Below are 22,154 nucleotides of genomic sequence, written 5' to 3'. Positions count from 1 at the left end.
TTCAATCCCCCCATCTTCGAAATAAATTGTGTTCAATATTAAAGCTGTCAAGCACTTTGCCCACCATGAAATTAATCAGATCATCCATACTTTGCGGCCCGAAATAAAAAGCCGGCATTGCGGGAATCATCCGAACTCCCAGACGGGACAGCTTCAACATATTCTCTAGATGAATGGCATGCAGTGGAGTCTCACGAGGAACAAGCACCAGTGGGCGTCCTTCCTTGAGCATAACGTCAGCAGCACGTGTCATCAGATTATCAGAGGTCCCATTCGCTACCGCGGACAATGTTCCCATAGAGCAAGGCATAATAATCATCCCTTCCACACGAAACGAACCACTTGCAATGGATGCGCCGATATCCGCAACAGGATGATAAAGCAGAGAACCGGGATAGCCTTTGAACCTTTCGTTCAAAAAGCCCTCCCGGTCTGATGCGATATAGCCAAGTTCTTCTTTAAATACGCGCCAGCCCGCATTGCTAACCACCAAATGCACGGAGTAGCCTAGTGACAGCAAGGTTTCAGTTAGACGAACACCATATATCGCACCGCTTGCTCCTGTAATTCCAACCACGATGTTTTTCGGTTTAGTAAGCGTCATTAGTAGAACTGCACCACCAAGTCAATCAAAGTGAAAGAGAACACTACGATGCTCAATACGCCGTTCATAGTGAAAAAAGCAGTCTGCAGACGGCTCAGGTCACTCGGAGATACAATGTAATGCTCATAAAAGAGAATAATATATGCGATGATCATGCCTGCTACATACCACCAGCTTAAATCCGTCATAAACAGCAACGATACGAATCCAATCGCCGTGAGAATGTGAAATACGCGGGCAATAATGAGTGCACCTTGAACCCCGAACCGAACCGGAATGGACTTCAAGCCCTCTTTTAGATCAAACTCAACATCCTGACAAGAATAAATTACATCAAAACCTGCAGTCCAAAACACAATAGTGAAGTAAAATACCATTGAAGTCCAATTCACGCTACCGGTCACAGCTACCCAACCGCCTAAAGGTGCAAGCGCAATGGTCAGACCGAGGATAAGATGGCAAGCCCATGTAAAGCGCTTCGTAAATGAATAAATAACAAGAAGGAAAACTGCGATTGGCAAGAGCTTGGCCGACAAAGGATTCAGCTTAAAGGCTGCCCAAAAGAGTAAGAAAAACGAAATGCCGATAAAAATGACGACTTCACCGATCTTCAATAATCCTGCAGGAATAGCCCTTCCCGCTGTGCGAGGATTCTTAGCATCACTTATCCGGTCAATCAGTCGATTCAGCCCCATAGCAGCGCTCCGTGCCCCAAACATAGCCACTACGATCCAACCAATCTGGCTCCAGGAAGGTAGCGTGCCAGACATGACAACGGAACCAAGTAAAGCGCCCATAAAAGCAAAAGGTAAAGCAAATACCGTATGTTCAAACTTGATCATTTGTAAAAAGATACCGATTTTCTTAAACATTCCCGTTCTCCTTGAGCCCAATATGTAATGCCGCGATGCCTCCGGTCAAGGGGAAGGATTCCACTTTTTGCAGTCCGGTTTCACGGAAAATAGCAGCTAATTGCTCCCGGTCAGGGAACAGCGCCAGCGATTCTGGCAGCCATTTGTATTGCTCATACCTTTTAGCGAATAACTTGCCCAGCAATGGAAGTACACGCTGAAAATAAAAGAAATAGATACCTTTAAACGGTTGTTTCATCGGCTTGGAAAGCTCCAGGCAGACCACCATTCCTCCGGGTTTTACCACGCGTTTCATCTCGTTCAGCACTTGAACAAGATCCGGTACGTTGCGGAGTCCAAAACCAATCGTTGCATAATCGAATGCATTGTCTTCAAAAGGCAACTCCATAGCATTGCCCTGTACGAGAGAGATCCGGTCCTGAAGCTTGCGCTCCTCCACCTTACGGCGCCCCACTTCAAGCATGCCAGCACTAAAGTCAAGTCCTATCACATTCCCTGTCTGTGTGGCTTCTGCCAAGGCAATGCTCCAATCGCAAGTGCCGCAGCATAAGTCTACAGCTGAATCCCCGCGCTTCATGCCCATCTTCTTCATCGTGAACTTGCGCCAAGCCTTATGGCGGCGAAAGCTTAAGATATCATTCATCAAATCATATTTACCTGCAATACTCTCAAACACCGAGTGCACAAACTGTTCCTTCGGCTTGCTGTTATCACCCACAGCAGTTGTAGTTTTGTCCATAGTCATCCACTAACCCTCCACGGCTGCTTGTCCTGAGACTTTCATCTGCAGGAGAATACGATCCAGCGCTATCTCAAGCTCTCTAAGCAGGCTTTCGTCTTTAACGCTTTGTAATAGTCCCTGAATCGACTGAATCGACTGATGGAGCTTGTCCGTCAGCAGAGAATCACATTTATATTTCATCTTCAGCATCTTCCAGTCCTTCTGATCAAGGTTCTGGTCTTGAAGCTGTTTGCGTTCTTCCTCTGTCGCTGACTCCAGCATCTTCCAGTAGCAATAACCATTGCTAGCATTCTCAAGGTTATCACAACGCTGAAGCTCTATGGCAACAGTTTCGCACTGACTGAATTCTGTCAATAACTTCTCCCACAACTCCACTAAGGAATTCTCGATCATGGGCGTAAAAGAAAGGAACAGCCGCATATTGAGCTGTACCATGTGCCTCAAGTATTGTTCAGCCGAAAGACGGATTCCTCTCATCTTCACATAGAGGTTCGCTTTCAAGACATTAAAATCAGCAATCGCCTTACTCAAGATTCCAACCATCTCAATTTGATCACTCTTTGCAAGCAGATGGTAAAACCAGCTACTGAAATAATCGCCAGCCAATACCTTTAATTGACGGGAACGCATAGGATCTCCACCGCGTCTATCATTCGAGCGGTCAATTACCTCATGTGTATCTAGTCCAAGTTGAATAAGTGCTGTTACGAGCGTATACAACTCACCAGCATTTCCTTTAACAGAAGATCCATGGTTTAGAAAAATATATAACAAATGACCCCGGCCATCAGAAAACGGCGGCAAATCCGTATGCTTCTGAATCATGTCGTAGTCGGTGTAGGGTTTTGCCAGTTGCGGTATGCAGTACGGTTTCATTTCAGCCTCCGAAGCCATTGACATTAATAATAATTCCTTTGTTCACAATCTTGTCTATTATATCACATGTTTTTTTGTCACGCACTGTGGTACGACTGAGTTTCTTTTATTCTTCTCAAGGATAAATGAACTGCTTCTTCCAGAGCTCAGTCTCACTAATACGGAAGCCCGTCTTGAGTCGCTCGGATATGGGGAGATTACCCGCAGACTGAAGTTCATTCTGGAGTTCAGCCGACCACTCCGTGCGTCTGATATCCCCTGCTAGCAGCAGCCGGCGGCTATCCAGCCATTTATCCATGACCACGATACGCAGCAAAAGCTGATCCACATTCGAGGTTTCTTGAAAAGCAAAAGAAATAGCCTGCGCCATATTTCGATAAAGCTCCTGGGGTTCATGATCATTTCCGCTCACTTTTAAATCCAGTGACAGAACGTGATCCTCCCAGCCTACGCTATCAATGGATAAGGTCAATGGAAGTGCGCCAAGAACATCAACAAGATTATCATTGTCTAGCACTGTGTTATGGCCGCCAGTAAAAGTCTCTACTGCACCATTGCGTTGCTGTAAGGTAGAATCCATATCTGCCACTTTGGGCAATATTACAGCAGAGGTTGCAGTCAAGAGTAATACGGCTCCGACCCACCAGGCCTTGTTCATGAACACGCCTCCTTATCCATAATTCCCCTCTTAGCTAATACGATCATTTATCTTTACTATATTTTGAAAAAAAGCAGGCTATGCCTGCTTTTCAGCTTTCACTTTCCAATTGTCCGTGCTTTGTCCATATTTCAGCCTTACCGCGAATCTTCATCGCTGAGGTATGATCAGTAAACTGGGCAATCAATACCTCGCCCTTATCCAGCTTCTCTGTATGATGAAAACGTGTATCTGTACCTCTGGTTAGCCCAATGACCTGAACGCCATTATCTTTAGCTTTAACCACAATATAGTCGCTGCCCGTTGGAAGCGGAGTAGTACCCGTATTTTTATCCATCATCACTCATCCTCCTCTAAACCTATTATACAGTTCATAGTATTTCAAAAAACAAATGCCGCCTTGGAGGGCGGCATAGTTGTTCTTAAAAGACTATGGGATAGGTATGTAGAAATCTTTATTTGATTCCGTCTTTCAGCGCCTTACCGGGTTTGAATGCCGGTACCTTGCTTGCAGGAATTTCGATTTCTTCACCAGTTTGCGGGTTACGGCCTTTACGTGCAGAACGCTCACGCACTTCAAAGTTTCCGAATCCAACCAGTTGTACTTTATCACCGCTTTGCAGTGCTTCTGTAATTGCTTCGAAAACCGCATCTACAGCTTTAGTAGCATCCTTCTTGGGAAGTTCAGTTGCTTCTGTAACTACATTGATCAAATCTGATTTATTCATGTTTTCTCACCTCCCTGAGTAAATTCTCCGGTATCATACACTGTTTCCGTTTCAACGTAAAATATACGTGATAATCCCGTTTAAAACTTAACTTTGGCGCCCTTAGACCTTGAAGCGCAACAAACTTATAGTAATACAGCCCATCCATAAATTCAAGCTGTTACTCAAAAAAGGAGCAGAAATTATCATCTATCCGTGCATATTTATCTAAATTCGATCTAATTTGTTAGACCTATAGGAGCAGTTTAGGTCTTTATTTCATCAGAATAATTGAGTCAGATTCACCGTTATTATAGGAACTAGGAATCAAGTTTTAGGATATATACAAATAAAAAGAGCAGGATTTCTCCCACTCTTTGAATTTATTTATATTCAGCTTAGAGAATAATTGCAATAAGTCCGCCGGAACCCTCGTTAATAATGCGGCCAAGCGTTTCTTGCAGCTTGTAGCGTGCATTATCCGGCATCATAGCTATCTTGCCTTGAATGCCTTCTCTAACAATGGAGTGCAGGGAGCGGCCAAAAATATCGGATTCCCAAATCTTAATAGGATCATTCTCAAAGTCCTGCATCAGATAACGAACCAGCTCTTCGCTTTGCTTTTCCGTTCCGATGATTGGCGAGAATTCAGACTCCACATCCACCCGAATCATATGAATGGACGGTGCAGTAGCCTTTAAGCGAACCCCGAAGCGAGAGCCCTGACGTATCAGTTCTGGCTCGTCGAGCGCCATTTCGGCTAAGGATGGAGCCGCGATACCATAACCTGTAGTCTTGACCATTTCCAATGCTTCTGAGAATCGGTCGTATTCTCGTTTCGCATGCGAGAACTCCTGCATAAGCTGGAGCAAATGATCTTTACCGCGGATCTCAACCCCGACCACTTCCATCAGAACTTGATCGTACAGCTCTTCTGGAGCATACAGGTCGATCTCTGCTACGCCCTGACCCATGTTCATACCACTTAGGCCAGCTTTATCAATAAAGTCATATTCGGTGAACTGAGATACGAGGCGGTCAACATCCCGCAAGCGGCGAATGTCTTTTACCGTATCGCGAACGGAGTTCTCATAACTACTACGCAGCCAGTGGTTTTCTCCAAGCACCATAACCCAGCTTGGCAGGTTTACATTTACTTCATGCACTGGGAATTCATAAAGCACTTCCCGCAGCACACCAGTTACGTCATCTTCGCTCATGTTTGCGGCGCTTAGCGTCATAACTGGGATATCGTATTTGATGGCTAGCTCGTTACGGAGCTGCTGCGCTTCCTCACTGCGTGGCCGGGTGGAGTTAATGACAAGCACAAATGGCTTACCCACTTCCTTCAGCTCTGCAATGACGCGCTCTTCAGAGTCCACGTACGAGTTCCGCGGAATTTCTGCAATCGTACCATCTGTTGTTACCACTACACCTAGCGTTGAATGCTCCTGAATAACCTTACGTGTCCCGATTTCTGCCGCTTCCTGAAAAGGAATAGGCTCTTCAAACCAAGGTGTAGAGATCATTCGTGGTCCATTTTCATCCTCGTAGCCTTTTGCACCTTCTACAGCGTAACCCACACAGTCTACCAGACGAACATTAACCTCAAGCCCTTCCGCAACCTTGATTTGGACTGCGTTGTTAGGCACAAACTTCGGTTCTGTCGTCATAATCGTTTTGCCTGCTGCGCTTTGCGGAAGCTCATCCACAGCTCTTACTCGATCAGCCTCATTCGTGATGTTTGGCAGGACAATTGTTTCCATGAAGCGCTTGATAAATGTCGATTTCCCCGTGCGAACCGCGCCGACGACGCCAAGATAAATGTCTCCGCCGGTACGCTCGGCAATGTCCTTGAAAATATCCACTTTTTCCAAAAGAGATCCCCTCCTCATATTACTCCGAAGAAAAAATGCCTGAAGAGCATCGACTTCGCGTTCCGCCGGTAATCTGACCCTTGCAGGACATCAACCGGACTTATCGTATGCCCGCCCGAAGCCTAGCTGCTTTCGACCGGGACGTACTTGCCCCGCGCTAAACTCCGAATGCTCGGACATGCATTTGGACTAGTATCATCATATGTATCCGGAACGAATTTATGACCCGTATTCGCGCATTTCCCAATGTAATTTCAAAAAAGTTAAGTCTGCGCGCCGCAAGGCGTCTGACGCCCGGAAGCTTACTCATCCATCTTATGAGCTAGGATTCTTTGATAGAACTATTTTTAGTGGATGCTGAGATTACAGGACTTGGTGTAAAAGGATATAAACAAAAAAACGCCTAATACCCCGGATAAAACCGAAGCTTAGACGCTCTTAAACTTTCACTCTAACTTGGAGGCTGCGGGATTGGCTGATTGTTAATCCATAGATACGGCAAAGACTTCACGGGAACGTAATATGAAGCTTCCTCCAGATCCAGTCGCAAGTCCTGATTCTTGTCGCGCTCTCCACCCTTCTTATCGACGGCAGCCATGATATCAAAAACATAATCTACGTAGACAGTTCCATCCTTATCCATGATAAAGTCAAGAACTTGACCGGAATAGACACTAGTTAACGTTATAGAGCTTGTACCCGCCTGCTTATGATCAATGGTATACAATCCGGGGTATAGCTCATCAAGCACAGGCAGGTTGCCGCCATGAGCTGATTTATAGCGGTTAACCTGTCGTTGCACGTCATTCACCTTTTGAACCGTAACAAGGTCCATCACCTTCACCACAGGATCAATTTCCTCATTCAAAATAAGAAAATAAGCACTTCCACCCTGCTCAAAAGCGGTAGCCGGTATATCATCCAAATATCCCTTATTATTCAGCTTCCCCAAGTCGATACGAAACTTCTCATACCTTGGAGTAGTTTCATCCGCATTAAGAATGGGCAGTACCCCTTCCTCCTGTTGATAATCATCAACGGCTGCTTGTATCCGTTTAACACTTTCCCGATAATTAACACTAGCCCGCTTCTCTTCACCTGGGTATAGACAGCCCGAAAGCGTAAGCGCGAGCGATACCATCCCTAGCAAAATCTTGGCCCCTGCCTTCAGTTTCATTTTATATCCTATAAACTCCAACCGAGTCCCTCCCACGGTGACATTCTTACGCTACCACAGCTCATCTTCTTCCCCACGCCGCGCTGCTTCAAGCTTACGGCGCACCGCAGCCTTCAGTGGATCTTCCGGCACCTGAACGGTTACGTCGCTCCATACGGCAGCCTGACAGGCCAGACGCGTTCCTTCTTCTAAGGCCGATCCAAGCTTACGCCGCTCAATATCACCGGGAGGCCTTACTGCAGCAGCCTCTTCCTTCGCGACTGTAACCTTGCACATCAGACAGCCTGCTTTGCCTCCGCATCTAGTTGTTATTGGCACTCCTGCTTTACGAGCAGCCTCTAATAACGAAATGCCACGGTTCACAACAGCTTTACGGCCTTCTGGTTGAAATACAACGGTAACTCCTTTTTGTGATTTCATGATGTTACTTCCTTCCTCAACACTATGTAACTGCTTACATAATTGAAACAACTCCGCCCAATAGGCCCACTAACATGATGACAAAAGCAAGTATAGACAGTACAGCCTTAAGCAATCCCTTGGTTTTGCTCCGAGCAAAAGTTATAAGAAATACTGATAATCCCATAATCAGCATCGCAATCAGGGATAACCACATTTTTGTCATCGGATCCATGGTCAAAGCCCCCATTCGCCTGTAATTTATTAGGGACTATTATATCATGACCTTATCCTTTTCTGTAAAAAAACATCATTTTTTATGTATTATTTTAAATAAACTATGCTTCGTGAAAATTATCAGGAATATAAAAAAAAAAGCAAAAGACGACGGAATCATTCATTGATCCGTTTTCTTTTGCTCACCCAACATAAAGCTATTTTTTAAGCATCATTTTCATTAAAGACTCCATTGTGCTGGAACCTGCGCCGCCTTTTTTAACGGCATTGATAATCTCCTGCACAGTAGCTTCACTGACCGGCACTTTCGCCATTGATGACACCTGCTTAATTAACTGGCGGAGCTGGGCTTCATTCTGCGTAGTTCCTGGCTTTACCGTACTGGCTAGCTTTTTGACGGCACTTTCCGTAATGTTCTTGCCCGCCTTTTTGTTAATGGCGTTCAATGCATCCTTGGAAAAATCTCTGCTCACTTTTCATCCCTCCTCCGTCAATCCCCATTACAACATATGAGAATTTGCGGAAAAAGGTGAACAGGATCAGGAATGCCACTGCTCCCAAGTTTCCTGGGAGATCGACTCAAGCTCAGGTTTACGATCACGCCCCATCAAGGCTTCAACCGCACTGCGTGGGCTTCTTCCTTGAAAGAGCACATGATAAATCTGATCCGTAATCGGCATCTGCACACCCAGTTTGAGCGAAATTGCATAAGCTGCTTCGGTAGTACGAATACCTTCGACTACCATCCCCATGGATTCCAGCACCTCGGCCAGCGGCTTACCTTGACCAAGCATGGACCCAGCGCGCCAGTTACGGCTGTGCTGACTAGTAGCTGTCACAACAAGATCGCCAATTCCGGCAAGTCCGGCAAAGGTCAAAGGATTGGCTCCAAGCTCAACTCCCACCCGAGAGATCTCAGCGAGTCCACGGGTTAAAAGCGCTGCTTTAGCATTGTCCCCATATCCAAGGCCATCGGATAGGCCTGCACCAAGGGCAATAATATTCTTAAGAGCACCGGCAAGCTCTACCCCAACCTGATCACGATTCGTATATACACGGAAATCGTTGTTGATGAACAATTCCTGCGCTTCGGCGCTACGCTTGTCATCAGGTGAAGCAACTACAACTGTTGTAGGGCACAGACGTACAACTTCCTCTGCATGACTTGGACCGGAGAGCACAACGATCTGCCCTTCGTCACAGCCCAGTTCCTCTGCAATTACGATAGACATCCGCTTATTGCTTTCCGACTCAAAGCCCTTCGTAGCATGGACACATAACATGTCATCCTTCCAGAATGGCTTCAGACTGCGAGCAACCTGCCGCATTCCTGAAGACGGAGCCACAATTACAACCGCCTTAGAACCGGACACTGCCGTTTCCATATCCGTAGTTGCAATAATGTTAGCTGGCAGAGCGATGCCAGGCAGATACTTATTATTCGTATGAGAGCCATTGATCTCGGCAGCTTGATCAGAGTTGCGTGTCCACAGATAAACTTCCGAGTGGTTTGCAGCCAGCACACTAGCCAGCGCAGTTCCCCAGCTCCCCGCTACAAGTACGGTAACTTTATCAGACAACACGATTCCCTCCTTTAACTTTTGAGCCTATCTTGTTCTCACGGCCTTCTACGATCTTTACAATATTCGTCCGGTGCCGCCAGAAGGCGAAGACCGCAATAATAATACTGGTCCAGAGCACAGGTTGTGTAAATCCTGTCAACAATAAAGCCACTGGTGTCAGTGCTACAAAAATTAATGAGCCAAGGGACACGTAACGTGTGATAAAGATAGACAGGATGGCGATGATACCGGCGAGCAGCGCTGGCCATAAACAAAGCGTAGCCATAACACCGATCGTAGTAGCAATGCCTTTCCCCCCACGAAAACGAAAATAGAGCGGCCAATTATGTCCGATGATGGCAGCGATTCCGCAAAGAGCCGGAACCCAGGTTCCCCATCCGCCGACCCAGGTTCCTAACCATACAGCGGCAACCCCTTTCAGCACATCCAGCAACAGCACTAATATTGCAGGACCTTTACCCAATACACGCAGTGTATTGGTAGCCCCCGCATTTCCGCTTCCGTATTGACGGATATCAATTCCCTTTAGCAACTTTGCAAGCAGTACACTAAAGCTGACAGAACCAAGCAAATAGCTTACAACGATAACCAGAAGTTCAAGCGCCACACTTCTTCTCCCCTAACCTTCGTTTTCGGATTTGCGCCGTGTAAAGAGACGGATTGGTGTTCCTTCGAAATTAAACGCTGCGCGAATTTTATTCTCCAGATAACGTTCATAGGAGAAGTGCATCAGCGATGGATCATTCACGAACACCACAATCGTAGGCGGCTTCACCGCAACCTGCGTTACGTAGTTAATACGCAAGCGACGGCCTTTGTCAGTTGGTGGAGGGTTAATCGCGATTGCATCAGATACAACGTCGTTCACCAAATGTGTAGTAATGCGCAGTGCGTGCTGTTGAGATACATGCTGTACAACAGGCAGCAGTTTTTGCAAACGCTGTTTGGTTAAGGCCGACAAAAAGACAACCGGTGCGTAACTCATAAACAAGAAATGGTCACGAATCTTAGTCTCAAAGTTTTGCATAGTCTTATCGTCTTTCACAATGGCATCCCATTTGTTCACAACAAAAATAGATGCTTTACCAGCTTCATGTGCATAACCAGCAATATGCTTGTCCTGATCGATGATGCCCTCTTCGCCGTTAATTACAACGAGGACCACATCAGCCCGTTCAATCGCACGCATAGCACGCATAACACTGTATTTCTCAATGTTCTCGTATACCTTGCCTTTTTTACGCATACCTGCCGTATCGATAAGCACATAACGTTGCCCATCACGTTCAAAAGGAGTATCGATAGCATCTCTTGTTGTCCCTGCAATATCACTGACGATAACACGTTCTTCGCCCAAAATCGCGTTGACCAAAGAGGATTTCCCTACATTCGGACGGCCAATCAAAGCTACACGAATGACATCCTCATCGTATTCATCATCTATTTTCTCAGGTAGGCGCTCAACTACAGCATCTAGCAAATCGCCGAGTCCGGTTCCGTGACTACCAGAAATTCCGATTGGATCCCCAAAACCAAGGCTATAGAACTCATAAATATCATCCGCACGCTTCATATTATCCACTTTGTTGATGGCAAGAACGACCGGTTTACCTGAACGGAACAGAATCTGAGCTACCTCTTCATCTGAATTCGTCACACCACTCTTTGCCTCACACATAAATACAATAACATCCGCTTCTTCAATCGCCAGCTCCGCTTGAACGCGGATTGATTTCAGAATTGTGTCTTCTCCATCAATTTCAATACCTCCGGTATCAATCACACTGAACGACTTACCGTTCCAATCTGAAATACCATAAATCCGGTCACGTGTAATCCCCGGTTTATCTTCTACAATGGCTAATCTATCGCCAATCAGCCGATTAAATATCGTCGATTTCCCGACGTTAGGCCTCCCAACGATTGCCACAACGGGTCTTGCCATATTCATTCCTCCTGTCATCCTTACGTTACTCATCATAGCAAAAAACATTTAAATTGGCTAACAATCATGTTAACTCTCATCAATCCTGCCGGTTCCGAAAAAAAGACAATCGGCGAACCCCCGTATCGAGGGCTCGCCGATTACTTTACCCGTATATTCAAAAGCTCGTTTAGGGATTAGTTATTACCCTTAAATTTGTCCAGCTTATCACCAAAACGTTCAGCAAGCGTAAAGCTAAGGCCTTCGTTGCTAAGGGAAACGTTAGGGTTGTTCAGAACTTCTTTAGGAGCTCTGTCTCTGCTATTGCTGCGTTCAGGTCTAGCAGATGGAGCTGGAGCTTCTTCAGTTTCTTTGATGCTCAGGCTAACACGTTTCTCGGATGGATTGAAGTCCAGAACTTTCACTTGAACTTCTTGTCCTTCTTTCAATACTTCGTGTGGAGTAGCGATGTGTTTGTGGGAGATTTGTGAGATGTGCACAAGACCTTCCACACCCGGAAGCAATTCTACGAACGCTCCGAAGTTCACAAGACGTTTTACAACGCCTGTTACAACATCACCGATGTTGATTTCGCCAGCAGCAGAGTCCCAAGGACCTGGAGCAGCAGCTTTGATGCTCAGGCTGATTTTTCCTTTTTCAGGATCAACCTTCAATACTTTAACACGTACTTTATCACCTTCGGATACTACATCAGAAGGTTTCTCTACGTGACTCCAAGCGATTTCAGATACGTGTACAAGACCGTCAACTCCGCCCACATCAACAAATGCGCCGAATTGAGTCAGACGTTGTACTGTACCTTCGATGATTTGGCCTTCAGATAGCTCAGCCATAATTTTCAGCTTGTTAGCTTCGAATTCTTCTTCAAGAACTTCTTTAGCAGACAAGATTACTTTGCTGTTCTCACGGTCAAGTTCTTTCACTTTAACACGCAAGGTACGGCCTTTGTAATCGCTGAAATCTTCAACGAAATGACGCTCTACCATGGAAGCTGGAATAAATCCACGAGCTCCAACATCAGCTACTAGGCCGCCTTTAACAACGTCAGCCACAGTAACTTCGAAAGCTTCTTGGGAAGCGAAGTATTTCTCAAGATCTTCCCATGATTTTTCACTATCAACTGCACGTTTGGAAAGAACAAGGCTTTCCTTGTTGTCGTTGATGCTGACAACTTTACATTCTACTTCCTGTCCAACTTCTACTGCTGCAGCAGCGTTGTCCAGTTGTACTGCGGACAATTCGCGAATTGGAATCACACCGTCGTATTTATATCCAATGCTTACATAAGCTTGGTTATCTTCGATTTTGACGATTGTTCCTTTCACGGTATCGCCTTTTTTCAGAGAAATGATTTCCAAGTCAGCTTGGTTAGTCACTTCTTCTTCGTTAACGGCAGCAACTTCTTCTACAGCTCCGTTATTTTCTGTCACAGCGGAATCCACCGCTTCTACGGATTCATTCTTTTCCGCAGCTTCCTGATTTTTAATTTCTTCAGACATGTGATTAGCCTCCTCGATTCAAAACCCCATTTATTTAAACCTGCGTATAGCAGAGTTCAAAACAAGCAATGCTTGATATTGCCACTTACACTTGATGATAGTATGTTCCAAAAAATAGCGGCTATGCCGTTATTTAATCAAAACATTGAGCAAAATTTATTGCTCTGCTCATCCCTTAACTAGCACTTGGTTTACCTGTCTCTTTCATCTCACGGATGCGATCCATAATGACATCGGTAACAGCCTCGAGAGATTCGCTCCCCGCACCGGCAAATTGACTAAGGTCTACAGGAGCACCGTAGACAACGACCATGCGTCGAAAAGGTTTATACTGGCCGATAATAGCCGCTGGAATAACTGCTGCGCCACTTCGAAGTGCAAAGCTAGCAGCACCCTTCTTGGCCACTCCGGCATCAGAGTTACGCGTACCCTCCGGGAAGATACCCATGACATTACCATTACGAAGTGTGTTAAGGGCCGTTTTTATGGATTCTTTGCTTACGCCGCCACGTTTCACCGGAAAAGCACCCAATTTATTAATGAGCCAGCCGAGCACCGGAACCTCAAACAGTTCAGCCTTAGCCATATACTTTACCTGACGGTCCAGCTTAATTCCAATAGTCATTGGATCAAGCAGACTAATGTGGTTAGCGCAGAGCAGTACCCCGCCCTCCTTTGGCACATTTTCTTTCCCCACAATCTTAAGCGGGAAAAGGATTGCGTAAATCAAGCGAAGCAATCCAACACAAATTGCATAAATCATAAATGATTTCTCTCCCCGTCAACATGAGATCTACAGTGGGATACAATGGCCTCCACAACTTGATCGATATTCATTAAGGTCGTATCCAGAAGAATAGCATCCTCTGCACGGCGCAGCGGTGAAATCTCCCGTCCTTCATCCAGACGGTCCCGCTTTGCAATATCGTGTTCAAGCTGCTGAAGCGTCACCGATTCCGCGTCTCTCAGTTCCTTATAACGACGGAGAGCTCGTTCTTCCACACTTGCCGTCATAAAAATCTTTACCTCGGCATCCGGCAGCACGGTTGTACCGATATCGCGGCCATCCATTACCACGCCTTTGCGAAGCGCCATCTGACGCTGCAATTGACTCAGTCTGGATCTTACATCCTCGATCTTCGCATACTGCGACACAAGGCCGCTAACCTGAAGGCTCCGAATATGTGGGGTCACGTCTTCCCCATTAATCAGCACCTTCTGAATGTCTCGTTCCGGAATAAGTTCAATCACCATGTCGCGAACCTTCTCGTTCACTCGCTGCTGATCTTCCGGTTCAATGTCTTCTTGGATCATATACCAGGTGATTGCCCGGTACATTGCACCAGTATCAACATAGATATAAGACAACTTCTGGGCTACCAATCGGGCTACAGTGCTCTTGCCTGCCCCGGCAGGTCCGTCGATGGCGACGTTTATTCTGTCATAAGTATGTGTACCCTGCCTATCCAACGGGGCATTCCTCCTCAAACACTCTTTCATAAAAAAACATCTAGCGTTACGAAAACTATTCCTGCAATATCAAGGAGCACACATAAATTGTTATGCTTGATGATATTATCAAGAAAAAAGCAGGCATTGCCTGCGACTTATAAAATTATACCACAGTTTATACTTCAGTGCAAAATCAGACAGCTTAATAGAGCTGTTAAAAATGCTTATCTGTTGCGGAAATCAAACTGACGTTCGAAGCAATAACGGATAATTTTCTGGCGTTCCAAATCTGAAATAGCGACAAATTTCAACATGGCTAAAAGACGTCCATTCTCAAGCTTTTTAATGCGCACTACTTCACCTTCAAAATTGACATGCTCCGTGCTTCCGTTTCGATAAGGAACCAGTACCCAGCAGGACAATTTATTACCAACCTCCAGCTTAACCTGGTTATCCACCAAAAAGGAGATTCCTCCGCCACCAATATCATCTGTACGAACCAGGAACCGTTTGCCAAGGCTATCCTTCACAGCAAGCTCTAGATCAGCATTCACTCGGAAAAAGCTTCTTCTCTGGATCTTAAATATCGAATCTGTCTCCGGCTTTTGAATCCTGACCATACGAATTACATCTTCTTTAAAGCCCAGCACATAAGTATTAAAGTAATTTTTAATGCCACCCTCAGTTAAAAAATAGACCGAAAGCTCGTCCCCCATAAAGAGCCTTTTTAGACGACCATTGCTCTCCTGCATAGGAATTTCAATCAGAAATGCGTCTTCTTCCGTCTCTGCAATTCTTGATCTATATTCAACTTCTGCTTCAGCAGCGTCACTGGAAGCAACCTGTATGTATAGATATTCGTTAATTTTAGGATACAAAGATGTCACCGCCACATCAGTTTAGTAATTATCACTACCCCTGATTATAGCATGGGAATATCAGCCAGTCAGATATATTTTATAGATATTGCAAAAAAAAGGGACGCACCCAACTGCTGGATGCGCCCTCCCTTTATTTTGCCTCAGACCCCGAAGAAGGTCTGATTTCTTCCACAGACTCTTCAATGCCATCCTCGGCGTTAATGTAAATACGATACTTTGAGCCATTGACCCCTCCACCGAACTCGTAAGTCAAGACCTCGACGGAATCATCATTTTTAATCCAGGACAGGCGATTGTATTGCTCCTTGAAATCAGAATTCAGAAATTTTCTCGCCTCTGCAAGGGTAAGCTTTGGTTTTGGAAGCTTCCGGTTGTCCTTGTGCTCATTGACGTATTCGCTGGCCTCAAAACCGATGGTATCACCTGTATCCAGCCCCATACGAATGGTCATCTTTTCAGGATAAATCAATACATCATTCTGTTTGGTTACAAAGGTCAAATTTCCGATATTATCGTAACGATCAGCGCTGACTGCAGTCATATGGGGATATCCTTTTTTCTCAAGAAACTGCTCTGCTTTGGTAACGGCTTCTTTAATAGAAACTTTGGCAGGGCCAACCTCACGGTTGTCATAATAAGAGATCAGCAACCCGCCATTTTTGGTGAAATCCATACTAATGGTGTGCTTCTTATTCGAAGCGCTAACAGTTGCTGTATAGGATGGCCATTCGGTGTTCTTCCCATTTTCTTTAACATCCACTTTAGCATTGGAGCCCGCATCCGCGAACTTCAACGCCTTACGTTTGATGTCTTCGGCAGTCACGGGGGTACCTCCGAGCATTTTGACGGAACGTTTATCGTAGATGCTTGCTACTGAAGGTCCCCAGTCTAACTCAGGGTATGCCCCTACACGTTTATCCACTGTTTTGAAGCCGTCAATAATCGTGTTGTCCTCCGCTTTATTTTCTGTCGCCAACGCCGTTTCAACATCCATCCAGCGCAGCCGATTGCCAATGACTTTATTTTGTACCTCTTGCAAATCCTTAGAGATTTCTCCTGAGTTCTTGTACAATGCTTTTAGATTGCTCAGCTCTCCATCTGTCAGAGGTTTTTTAGTGAAGTCACGAATCCCGGCTTTATAAGAAAAGTTGGAGATTTTGGACAGAAACTCCTCTGTTTTGCTAAATGGCAGCAAGGTCAGCGGCAGCTGGTTAATCTCATTTTGGGCCTCACTAGTCATCCGCCACACATTCACAAGTCCTTTACGGTGCATCCCATTAGAAGCAGAGTTAACCGCAAGCGTATTTCCAAGCTCACCATGAAGACGGTCCACATGATAGGACAAATCATGAAAGGCGCGTTGATATTGGTTCTCCGCCTTAATTAGTATTGAATTCTTCTCCTGATTCTCCTGATAACCCCACACAAGCGCACCAATCAGCAGCAGCGCGGTCAGCGGGAACATTACAGCACTTAATCTTTTGTACATAGGGCTACAAGACTCCTTTCGATAGCTTATTGGCGTTAGTTTGACAATAAACTAGGAGTCTTATGCACTGAAGTTGCTACACAATGTGACTATAACGTCCGCTCAAGCTCTCTCTTCAATCTCAAAGCCACTGCTATTACTGCAAAGGCATTGTTTAAAGCCGGTTTGAATGACACCATGCTCTTTAATCCCTCTTAATATGTAGGTCTCACCACACTGTTTGCAAACGATACGTACTTTTATACGCAAAAAAAGACACCTCTCTCCTCTCTGGAATTCCTTACTAGGAACTGCCCTTCGAATATAAGTGTGTCCATCTCGATTATAGGTTAACCTCTTCTTCACGTTTCAGAAAGCGGAAAGGAGAACGGCTGTTGGCCCTAGCAACCTTTCCCATACCTCCATACCATAGGATAGCCATCAGAGGCACAATAAACCATATCCAATAGTTGGCTGTCGTACTCAAAATAAAGTCATATATTCCATGCCACATCCATGGCAACAGGAGAGAAAACACCAGAATTCTGCGGGTATGAACTCCTTTTGAGAACTTCGCCCTTCCCATATGGTAGCCCATGATCACACCAAACATAGCGTGTCCAGAAACCGGAAGAAGTGCTCTTAGAAACATTGATCCGATTGAAGCGTTGCTATACCAAGCGTACATTACATTTTCTATTGTTGCGAAGCCGAGCGAAATCGCCACAGCGTATAGTATCCCATCATATGGCTCGTCAAATTCGGTATGATTGTAAATCATATGGTACAGCACAAACCACTTTAGACATTCTTCCACGCCAGCGGATATGAGAAACGACTCCACGTAGGGACCACCATTTAGTCCCAGCATCAGCCCTCTCTGAATGATCATTACTGGAAACACAATCAGAAGGCCGAGCAAGAATACTTTAATGACTACATGAAGCGGTTCTTGATCATACTTGTCTTTCAGATAAAAAAAGGTCAACAGAGCAAGTCCCGGCGCTACTGCCGACGTAATGACCGATAACACGAGCACCGAATAACCTCCCTACACCCCTAAACCCTATTACTGCCGTTACACAGCAAGGTAGATGATAACTTTGATACAAGAATGACCGACATATCACCAACAACAAGACTAGGGCTGATCGGCCTAAACAATGGTCATCAGCCCCTAGTCTTGCCTAATTACTCCTGACGCTTAAAATGAGTGCACAATAACTGGACCGCATTCTCCGGCATCACTGTTTTCCCGTATTCATCGAGAACAGCTTCTGTGACCGGTGAGGAATCTCCAAACTCAGCAAGTACGCCAACAAGACCTGACAACGCCGTTTCTTCAAATTCCTTTGGATCGAAATACAGATACCATTTATTGTTATAAGAATACAGTTTCCCCTGGGAAGTAATATTACCGATGAGCACATGAGCCGCTTCAACCAGAACCTCGAAATCGCGGAATGCATATACAATGGAGTCGCTTTGTTCAAGAGTAACTTCCATTTCATAAATCTCTTCTGGCAATTCTTCTTCCCCGGACGCACCGTACTGATGGTGATCATATTTTCCTCGGGTCACTATAACGACCATGCCTTGCGCGGGCAATGCGAAAACTTCTACGGCAAGCGGACCCGTGGCATCAAAACCTAGTTCACTATATGCTTGATCCATCATCTCCGTAAACAGGTCATGAACCTTAGGAACTTCCTGCCACATGTCTTCCTTCTGGATGCCCCGCTCGCTCAGGTCGTCAAAAGTGAGGAAAATCCGTATCTTATCTTGACTTAATCGCTCTATTCTCATGACAGGATCCTCCTTTTGCAAGCTCATTTATTATAATGTATGATGAGTCCCGAGTAATGAGCCAAAAATGGTTACTATGTAAGTATGTTATCATTTTGCCGAGATAAATGCACGTAAATAAATATATAAAATCCTCTCTATTGAATAAACCATTTTCAAGGCCCTGAATAATAAAAAAGAATCATTCTGCGGAATATTTCATCCCCAAAATGATTCTGATGGAGTCCTTTACGGTTACAATCCCGGTATGGTTGTATGCGTTTCTTTAAGAATCTGCTCTACTTCGCTCTTTACTTCAGGATTGCTGCGAATGAATTCCTTTAACAATTTAAGATTGGATTCCTTCGACTTCACTGGTGATTCAGTCTTATGATCAGAGGTTGCGCTGCTTGAACCGTTACTTTGAGCATTACTGCTTGAAACAGCAGTGTTACCAAAACCAGTCGTGGCCATACCGATTATTTTTTCTTTTGCTTTATCTGCAGCCCCACTCATGGAACCACCCGATTGCCCTAGCGAAGACATTAAAGAATTCCGCTTTTTGGACATAATCATACTGGCTGCGGCGCCCATCAGCACCCCGCATAAAAATGACGAAGTATTCATATTTCCAGCCTCCTTGTATGGTAAAATCATGTTTAGTGTTCGCGGAAAGATTCCGGCTCATACAACCTAATAACAAGAAAGCGAGTTGAAAAAAGTGGGTAAAATGACATCAGTGCTCCTATTGGCTACCTTGCTGCTTACAGCCTGTGGCAACAGCGGTGCAAATGGAAATACAGCCAAGGAAACAAACACCACAAACAATCCGCCCACGGCGGCAGCTACACAAAGCGCAGAAACTACGGCGCCAGCACCTGAAGCAACAGCCAGTCCTACCCCTGAAGCAACAGCAGATGGAGGTACTACAGGAAATAGTACAGCCAGTAAGGGTGAAGCATCCGCTGAAATTCCACTGCTGTACCATATGAACAAAAATTACGACATCGTCCCTAACGAGGAAGCTACAAATAAAAAAGTGGTTCTGCTCACTTTTGACGACGGTCCTAAAGATGCTGCAATGATTAACCCTTTGATGGATGTTCTGGACAAACATCAAGCTAAAGCCATCTTTTTCGTAAATGGTTATCGTGTTAAGGAGCATCCTGAGCTTCTGGAGTTAATACATAACCGCGGTGGAATTATCGGCAACCACAGCTGGGATCATATTGTATTGAAAGACAAGTCCTATACTGAGGTTAAAAAGCAAATCGAAGATGTTCAAAATATTGTCAAAGAAACATTGGGAGAAGCTCCTCACTTTTTCCGTCCGCCACATGGTGCCGGTGGGGATGTTGGCAAGAAGGTCGCGGCTGAGAATGGAATGTTATACATGACCTGGTCTGTAGGCTCACTTGACTGGGAAATGAAAGAAAAGGAAACGGGTAAGACAGAAAAATTGATCAGTAATGTTACCGATCAGCTGCATTCCGGCAGTAATATCCTGATGCATGAGCTACCATGGACCGTTGAGGGACTGGATACCTTGCTCACTACACTTGAGGGTAAAGGCTACAGTTTTGTTGATCCGCGCAGCATTGAGCTAAAAATGCGTTGATCTTCTCATCTTTACATGTCCGATAGTTGCTTCGTCAGTGCAATTGTTTTCGAATCAAACAAAAATAGAAGGGGGTTCCAAAAGTGATATGCTCCCCATATAGTAGACAGGTGAAATAATAAAAACCTGTCGCTGTATGGGGAGCATTTTTATGGAACAAAAAAAGTATACAGCACTGGAAAAGTTAACGATTCTCCAAGAAATTGAACGGGGCGACATTGGTTTGAAAGCTGCGGCCCGGAAGTATGGAATATCCAAAAACTCTATAGTGAAGTGGCGGCAACGTTATCAATTGTATGGATACGAAGGGCTGGAAGTCCGAAGCTACAATCGTACGTATTCTGCAGAACTTAAACTCTATGCCGTTAAGGATTATCTCGAGGGAGGATTGTCGCAAAACCAAATCATCTGCAAGTATAAGATTGCAAGTGCAACCCAACTCGCCAACTGGATTAGGAAGTATAATGGTCATAGCAACAGCTTAACAGCTCATTCAGGAGGAACTAAAGCTATGACCAAAGGACGCGTAACCACTTGGCAGGAACGGATAAATATCGTGCTGTACTGCCTTTCGAACGGAGAAGACTATGCGAAGGCGGCAAGCCATTTTCACGTGTCTTACCAACAAGTATATAGCTGGGTAAAGAAGTACGAAGCAGGTGGTGAAGAGGCATTACGAGACGGTAGAGGACGCACCAAAGCGCCTGAAGAACTTACGGAAGCAGATCGCCACAAACTCGCGATGCAAAAGCTGGAATACGAGAATGCACGCCTGCGTGCGGAGAATGCTTTTCTAAAAAAGTTAGAGGAACTCGAAAAGAGGAGGCGTTAAGAACCATTCGCCAGGTGAATATCTACCTGGCCATTCAGGCTGTTCAGCAGGAACAGTCTTGCTCCATTCGGCTTTTGTGTGACATCGCAGGGATTTCACGGTCAAGTTATTACAAATGGTTGAATCGCAAACCCAGTTTTCGAGAGGCTGACAACGAGAAACTGACAGAGGCCATGCTCCTCTTGTATGAGAAGGTGGAACGAACCTTTGGGTATCGCCAATTGACCCTGCATTTGCGCAGACAAATGGATAAATCTATTAACGCAAAGCGAGTGTACCGGCTGATGAGATGCCAAGGTATCCAGTCAGTCATCCGCAGAAAGAGAAAGAAGTATGTAGGCTCCACGCCTCAGCAGGTTGCAGAGAATGTGCTGAACCGTAATTTTGAGGCTGAAGCTCCAAACCAAAAATGGGTAACGGATGTAACGGAATTCAAATACGGCAACGGCAAGAAGGCGTATTTAAGTGCAATAAAAGATCTGTATGACAAGTCCATTGTTGCTTACGTTCTGGGTCATTCCAATAATAATTCGCTAGTTTTTAACACACTGGAATTAGCTTTGCAGGCAGCACCGGAGAGCCGAACCTTACTCCATAGCGACCGTGGTTTCCAGTATACCTCTCTGCATTTTAAGAAGATGCTGGACGATGCAGAACTGAAGCAAAGCATGTCCCGAGTAGGCTGCTGCATTGACAATTCGCCGATGGAATCCTTCTGGGGAACATTGAAATGTGAGAAGTACTACTTACATACCTACCAGACCTTTGAAGAACTCCAAACAGATATTGATACCTACATTCACTTTTATAATAACGAACGGTTACAGGCAAAACTAAACGGCCTCAGTCCCATTGAATTTAGGACTAAGGCCGCTTAAACTACTTTTATTTTTTGTGCTGTCTACTTGACGGGGTGCAGTTCAGAGCCATTTGCATGGCTTT

Annotated in this window: 25 protein-coding genes; 2 read left to right on the top strand and 23 right to left on the bottom strand. The window is 45.2% G+C overall.

The genetic code is table 11. The features are described 5' to 3' along the window. Position 1: 1 nt before the first annotated feature. The 23 genes from MHH49_RS20430 to MHH49_RS20320 form a co-directional block, all read right to left on the bottom strand. A complete protein-coding gene (locus tag MHH49_RS20430) occupies positions 2 to 604 on the bottom strand; it encodes a UbiX family flavin prenyltransferase (protein WP_036676229.1) in 603 nt (200 codons plus the stop codon). Next, entirely contained in the window at positions 604 to 1,476 is an 873-nt protein-coding gene (locus MHH49_RS20425) for a UbiA-like polyprenyltransferase (RefSeq protein ID WP_036676227.1), read from the bottom strand. Before MHH49_RS20425 ends, MHH49_RS20430 begins: the two co-directional genes overlap by 1 nt. Beyond that, entirely contained in the window at positions 1,469 to 2,215 is a 747-nt protein-coding gene (locus MHH49_RS20420; RefSeq protein ID WP_036676394.1) for a demethylmenaquinone methyltransferase, read from the bottom strand. The genes MHH49_RS20425 and MHH49_RS20420 overlap by 8 nt, the downstream gene beginning before the upstream one ends. A gap of 9 nt (positions 2,216 to 2,224) precedes the next feature. Further along, the gene (locus MHH49_RS20415) at positions 2,225 to 3,118 is read right to left on the bottom strand and encodes a heptaprenyl diphosphate synthase component 1 (RefSeq protein WP_235219377.1); all 894 of its coding nucleotides are present in this window, start codon (positions 3,116 to 3,118) and stop codon (positions 2,225 to 2,227) included. Between the two features lie 91 nt (positions 3,119 to 3,209). Then, positions 3,210 to 3,752 (bottom strand): hypothetical protein, encoded by a 543-nt coding sequence (locus MHH49_RS20410; protein WP_038572433.1) that lies wholly within the window; start codon positions 3,750 to 3,752, stop codon positions 3,210 to 3,212. 91 nt (positions 3,753 to 3,843) lie between these two features. Then, entirely contained in the window at positions 3,844 to 4,092 is a 249-nt protein-coding gene (gene mtrB / locus MHH49_RS20405; RefSeq protein ID WP_051490908.1) for a trp RNA-binding attenuation protein MtrB, read from the bottom strand. Between the two features lie 115 nt (positions 4,093 to 4,207). Then, positions 4,208 to 4,480 carry an HU family DNA-binding protein gene (locus tag MHH49_RS20400; protein ID WP_036676223.1) on the bottom strand — a complete coding sequence of 91 codons (273 nt, stop codon included), beginning with the start codon at positions 4,478 to 4,480 and terminating at the stop codon, positions 4,208 to 4,210. A gap of 377 nt (positions 4,481 to 4,857) precedes the next feature. After that, positions 4,858 to 6,336 carry a stage IV sporulation protein A gene (gene spoIVA / locus MHH49_RS20395; RefSeq protein ID WP_036676222.1) on the bottom strand — a complete coding sequence of 493 codons (1,479 nt, stop codon included), beginning with the start codon at positions 6,334 to 6,336 and terminating at the stop codon, positions 4,858 to 4,860. A gap of 451 nt (positions 6,337 to 6,787) precedes the next feature. Continuing rightward, on the bottom strand, positions 6,788 to 7,534 hold the full coding sequence (locus MHH49_RS20390) for a DUF3939 domain-containing protein (RefSeq protein WP_256715457.1): 747 nt from the start codon (positions 7,532 to 7,534) through the stop codon (positions 6,788 to 6,790). 30 nt (positions 7,535 to 7,564) lie between these two features. Further along, positions 7,565 to 7,933 carry a 2Fe-2S iron-sulfur cluster-binding protein gene (locus MHH49_RS20385; protein ID WP_036676220.1) on the bottom strand — a complete coding sequence of 123 codons (369 nt, stop codon included), beginning with the start codon at positions 7,931 to 7,933 and terminating at the stop codon, positions 7,565 to 7,567. A gap of 34 nt (positions 7,934 to 7,967) precedes the next feature. Further along, the gene (locus MHH49_RS20380) at positions 7,968 to 8,147 is read right to left on the bottom strand and encodes a DUF2768 family protein (protein ID WP_036676218.1); all 180 of its coding nucleotides are present in this window, start codon (positions 8,145 to 8,147) and stop codon (positions 7,968 to 7,970) included. Between the two features lie 199 nt (positions 8,148 to 8,346). Further along, positions 8,347 to 8,622, bottom strand: coding sequence for a stage VI sporulation protein F (locus MHH49_RS20375; RefSeq protein WP_038572437.1), 276 nt, complete (start codon positions 8,620 to 8,622; stop codon positions 8,347 to 8,349). 66 nt (positions 8,623 to 8,688) lie between these two features. Continuing rightward, positions 8,689 to 9,729, bottom strand: coding sequence for an NAD(P)H-dependent glycerol-3-phosphate dehydrogenase (locus tag MHH49_RS20370; RefSeq protein WP_036676214.1), 1,041 nt, complete (start codon positions 9,727 to 9,729; stop codon positions 8,689 to 8,691). Beyond that, positions 9,722 to 10,339, bottom strand: a complete 618-nt coding sequence (plsY, locus tag MHH49_RS20365) for a glycerol-3-phosphate 1-O-acyltransferase PlsY (protein WP_036676213.1) — start codon at positions 10,337 to 10,339, stop codon at positions 9,722 to 9,724. Before plsY ends, MHH49_RS20370 begins: the two co-directional genes overlap by 8 nt. A 12-nt stretch (positions 10,340 to 10,351) precedes the next feature. Further along, entirely contained in the window at positions 10,352 to 11,677 is a 1,326-nt protein-coding gene (der, locus tag MHH49_RS20360; RefSeq protein ID WP_036676212.1) for a ribosome biogenesis GTPase Der, read from the bottom strand. A gap of 176 nt (positions 11,678 to 11,853) precedes the next feature. Beyond that, entirely contained in the window at positions 11,854 to 13,176 is a 1,323-nt protein-coding gene (gene rpsA, locus MHH49_RS20355) for a 30S ribosomal protein S1 (RefSeq protein ID WP_170914203.1), read from the bottom strand. A 175-nt stretch (positions 13,177 to 13,351) separates the two neighbouring features. Next, a complete protein-coding gene (locus MHH49_RS20350; RefSeq protein WP_036676211.1) occupies positions 13,352 to 13,939 on the bottom strand; it encodes a lysophospholipid acyltransferase family protein in 588 nt (195 codons plus the stop codon). Then, on the bottom strand, positions 13,936 to 14,646 hold the full coding sequence (gene cmk / locus MHH49_RS20345; protein ID WP_036676210.1) for a (d)CMP kinase: 711 nt from the start codon (positions 14,644 to 14,646) through the stop codon (positions 13,936 to 13,938). Before cmk ends, MHH49_RS20350 begins: the two co-directional genes overlap by 4 nt. A 206-nt stretch (positions 14,647 to 14,852) precedes the next feature. Then, positions 14,853 to 15,506 carry a flagellar brake protein gene (locus tag MHH49_RS20340; RefSeq protein WP_036676209.1) on the bottom strand — a complete coding sequence of 218 codons (654 nt, stop codon included), beginning with the start codon at positions 15,504 to 15,506 and terminating at the stop codon, positions 14,853 to 14,855. Between the two features lie 133 nt (positions 15,507 to 15,639). Further along, positions 15,640 to 16,998, bottom strand: coding sequence for a germination protein YpeB (ypeB, locus tag MHH49_RS20335; RefSeq protein ID WP_076127490.1), 1,359 nt, complete (start codon positions 16,996 to 16,998; stop codon positions 15,640 to 15,642). Between the two features lie 322 nt (positions 16,999 to 17,320). Beyond that, positions 17,321 to 18,016, bottom strand: coding sequence for a glutamic-type intramembrane protease PrsW (prsW, locus tag MHH49_RS20330; RefSeq protein ID WP_076134692.1), 696 nt, complete (start codon positions 18,014 to 18,016; stop codon positions 17,321 to 17,323). 152 nt (positions 18,017 to 18,168) lie between these two features. Beyond that, positions 18,169 to 18,783, bottom strand: coding sequence for a genetic competence negative regulator (locus MHH49_RS20325; RefSeq protein ID WP_036676203.1), 615 nt, complete (start codon positions 18,781 to 18,783; stop codon positions 18,169 to 18,171). 234 nt (positions 18,784 to 19,017) lie between these two features. Continuing rightward, on the bottom strand, positions 19,018 to 19,389 hold the full coding sequence (locus tag MHH49_RS20320) for a hypothetical protein (protein ID WP_076127486.1): 372 nt from the start codon (positions 19,387 to 19,389) through the stop codon (positions 19,018 to 19,020). 103 nt (positions 19,390 to 19,492) lie between these two features. On the opposite strand from MHH49_RS20320, the gene MHH49_RS20315 reads away from it, so the two are divergent. After that, entirely contained in the window at positions 19,493 to 20,380 is an 888-nt protein-coding gene (locus MHH49_RS20315) for a polysaccharide deacetylase family protein (RefSeq protein ID WP_282579788.1), read from the top strand. Positions 20,381 to 20,531: 151 nt separating this feature from the next. After that, a protein-coding gene (locus MHH49_RS20310; protein WP_094903917.1) for an IS3 family transposase occupies positions 20,532 to 22,090 on the top strand; the annotation gives its coding sequence in 2 pieces (ribosomal slippage) (positions 20,532 to 21,165 and positions 21,165 to 22,090; 1,560 coding nt in all). Positions 22,091 to 22,154 lie beyond the last annotated feature (64 nt).

Origin of the sequence: Paenibacillus sp. FSL F4-0122, from assembly GCF_038002845.1 — a bacterium.
Taxonomy (GTDB): domain Bacteria; phylum Bacillota; class Bacilli; order Paenibacillales; family Paenibacillaceae; genus Paenibacillus_AQ; species Paenibacillus_AQ odorifer.
Note: the sequence above shows the minus strand (reverse complement) of the source record. Positions and strands in the feature narration are given on the sequence as shown.

Coding starts and splice junctions, on each gene's coding strand:
- MHH49_RS20430 (WP_036676229.1), bottom strand. CDS start 604: ATGACGCTTACTAAACCGAAAAACATCGTGGTTGGAATTACAGGAGCA.
- MHH49_RS20425 (WP_036676227.1), bottom strand. CDS start 1,476: ATGTTTAAGAAAATCGGTATCTTTTTACAAATGATCAAGTTTGAACAT.
- MHH49_RS20420 (WP_036676394.1), bottom strand. CDS start 2,215: ATGGACAAAACTACAACTGCTGTGGGTGATAACAGCAAGCCGAAGGAA.
- MHH49_RS20415 (WP_235219377.1), bottom strand. CDS start 3,118: ATGTCAATGGCTTCGGAGGCTGAAATGAAACCGTACTGCATACCGCAA.
- MHH49_RS20410 (WP_038572433.1), bottom strand. CDS start 3,752: ATGAACAAGGCCTGGTGGGTCGGAGCCGTATTACTCTTGACTGCAACC.
- mtrB (WP_051490908.1), bottom strand. CDS start 4,092: ATGATGGATAAAAATACGGGTACTACTCCGCTTCCAACGGGCAGCGAC.
- MHH49_RS20400 (WP_036676223.1), bottom strand. CDS start 4,480: ATGAATAAATCAGATTTGATCAATGTAGTTACAGAAGCAACTGAACTT.
- MHH49_RS20385 (WP_036676220.1), bottom strand. CDS start 7,933: ATGAAATCACAAAAAGGAGTTACCGTTGTATTTCAACCAGAAGGCCGT.
- MHH49_RS20380 (WP_036676218.1), bottom strand. CDS start 8,147: ATGGATCCGATGACAAAAATGTGGTTATCCCTGATTGCGATGCTGATT.
- der (WP_036676212.1), bottom strand. CDS start 11,677: ATGGCAAGACCCGTTGTGGCAATCGTTGGGAGGCCTAACGTCGGGAAA.
- rpsA (WP_170914203.1), bottom strand. CDS start 13,176: ATGTCTGAAGAAATTAAAAATCAGGAAGCTGCGGAAAAGAATGAATCC.
- MHH49_RS20350 (WP_036676211.1), bottom strand. CDS start 13,939: ATGATTTATGCAATTTGTGTTGGATTGCTTCGCTTGATTTACGCAATC.
- ypeB (WP_076127490.1), bottom strand. CDS start 16,998: ATGTACAAAAGATTAAGTGCTGTAATGTTCCCGCTGACCGCGCTGCTG.
- MHH49_RS20325 (WP_036676203.1), bottom strand. CDS start 18,783: ATGAGAATAGAGCGATTAAGTCAAGATAAGATACGGATTTTCCTCACT.
- MHH49_RS20320 (WP_076127486.1), bottom strand. CDS start 19,389: ATGAATACTTCGTCATTTTTATGCGGGGTGCTGATGGGCGCCGCAGCC.
- MHH49_RS20315 (WP_282579788.1), top strand. CDS start 19,493: ATGACATCAGTGCTCCTATTGGCTACCTTGCTGCTTACAGCCTGTGGC.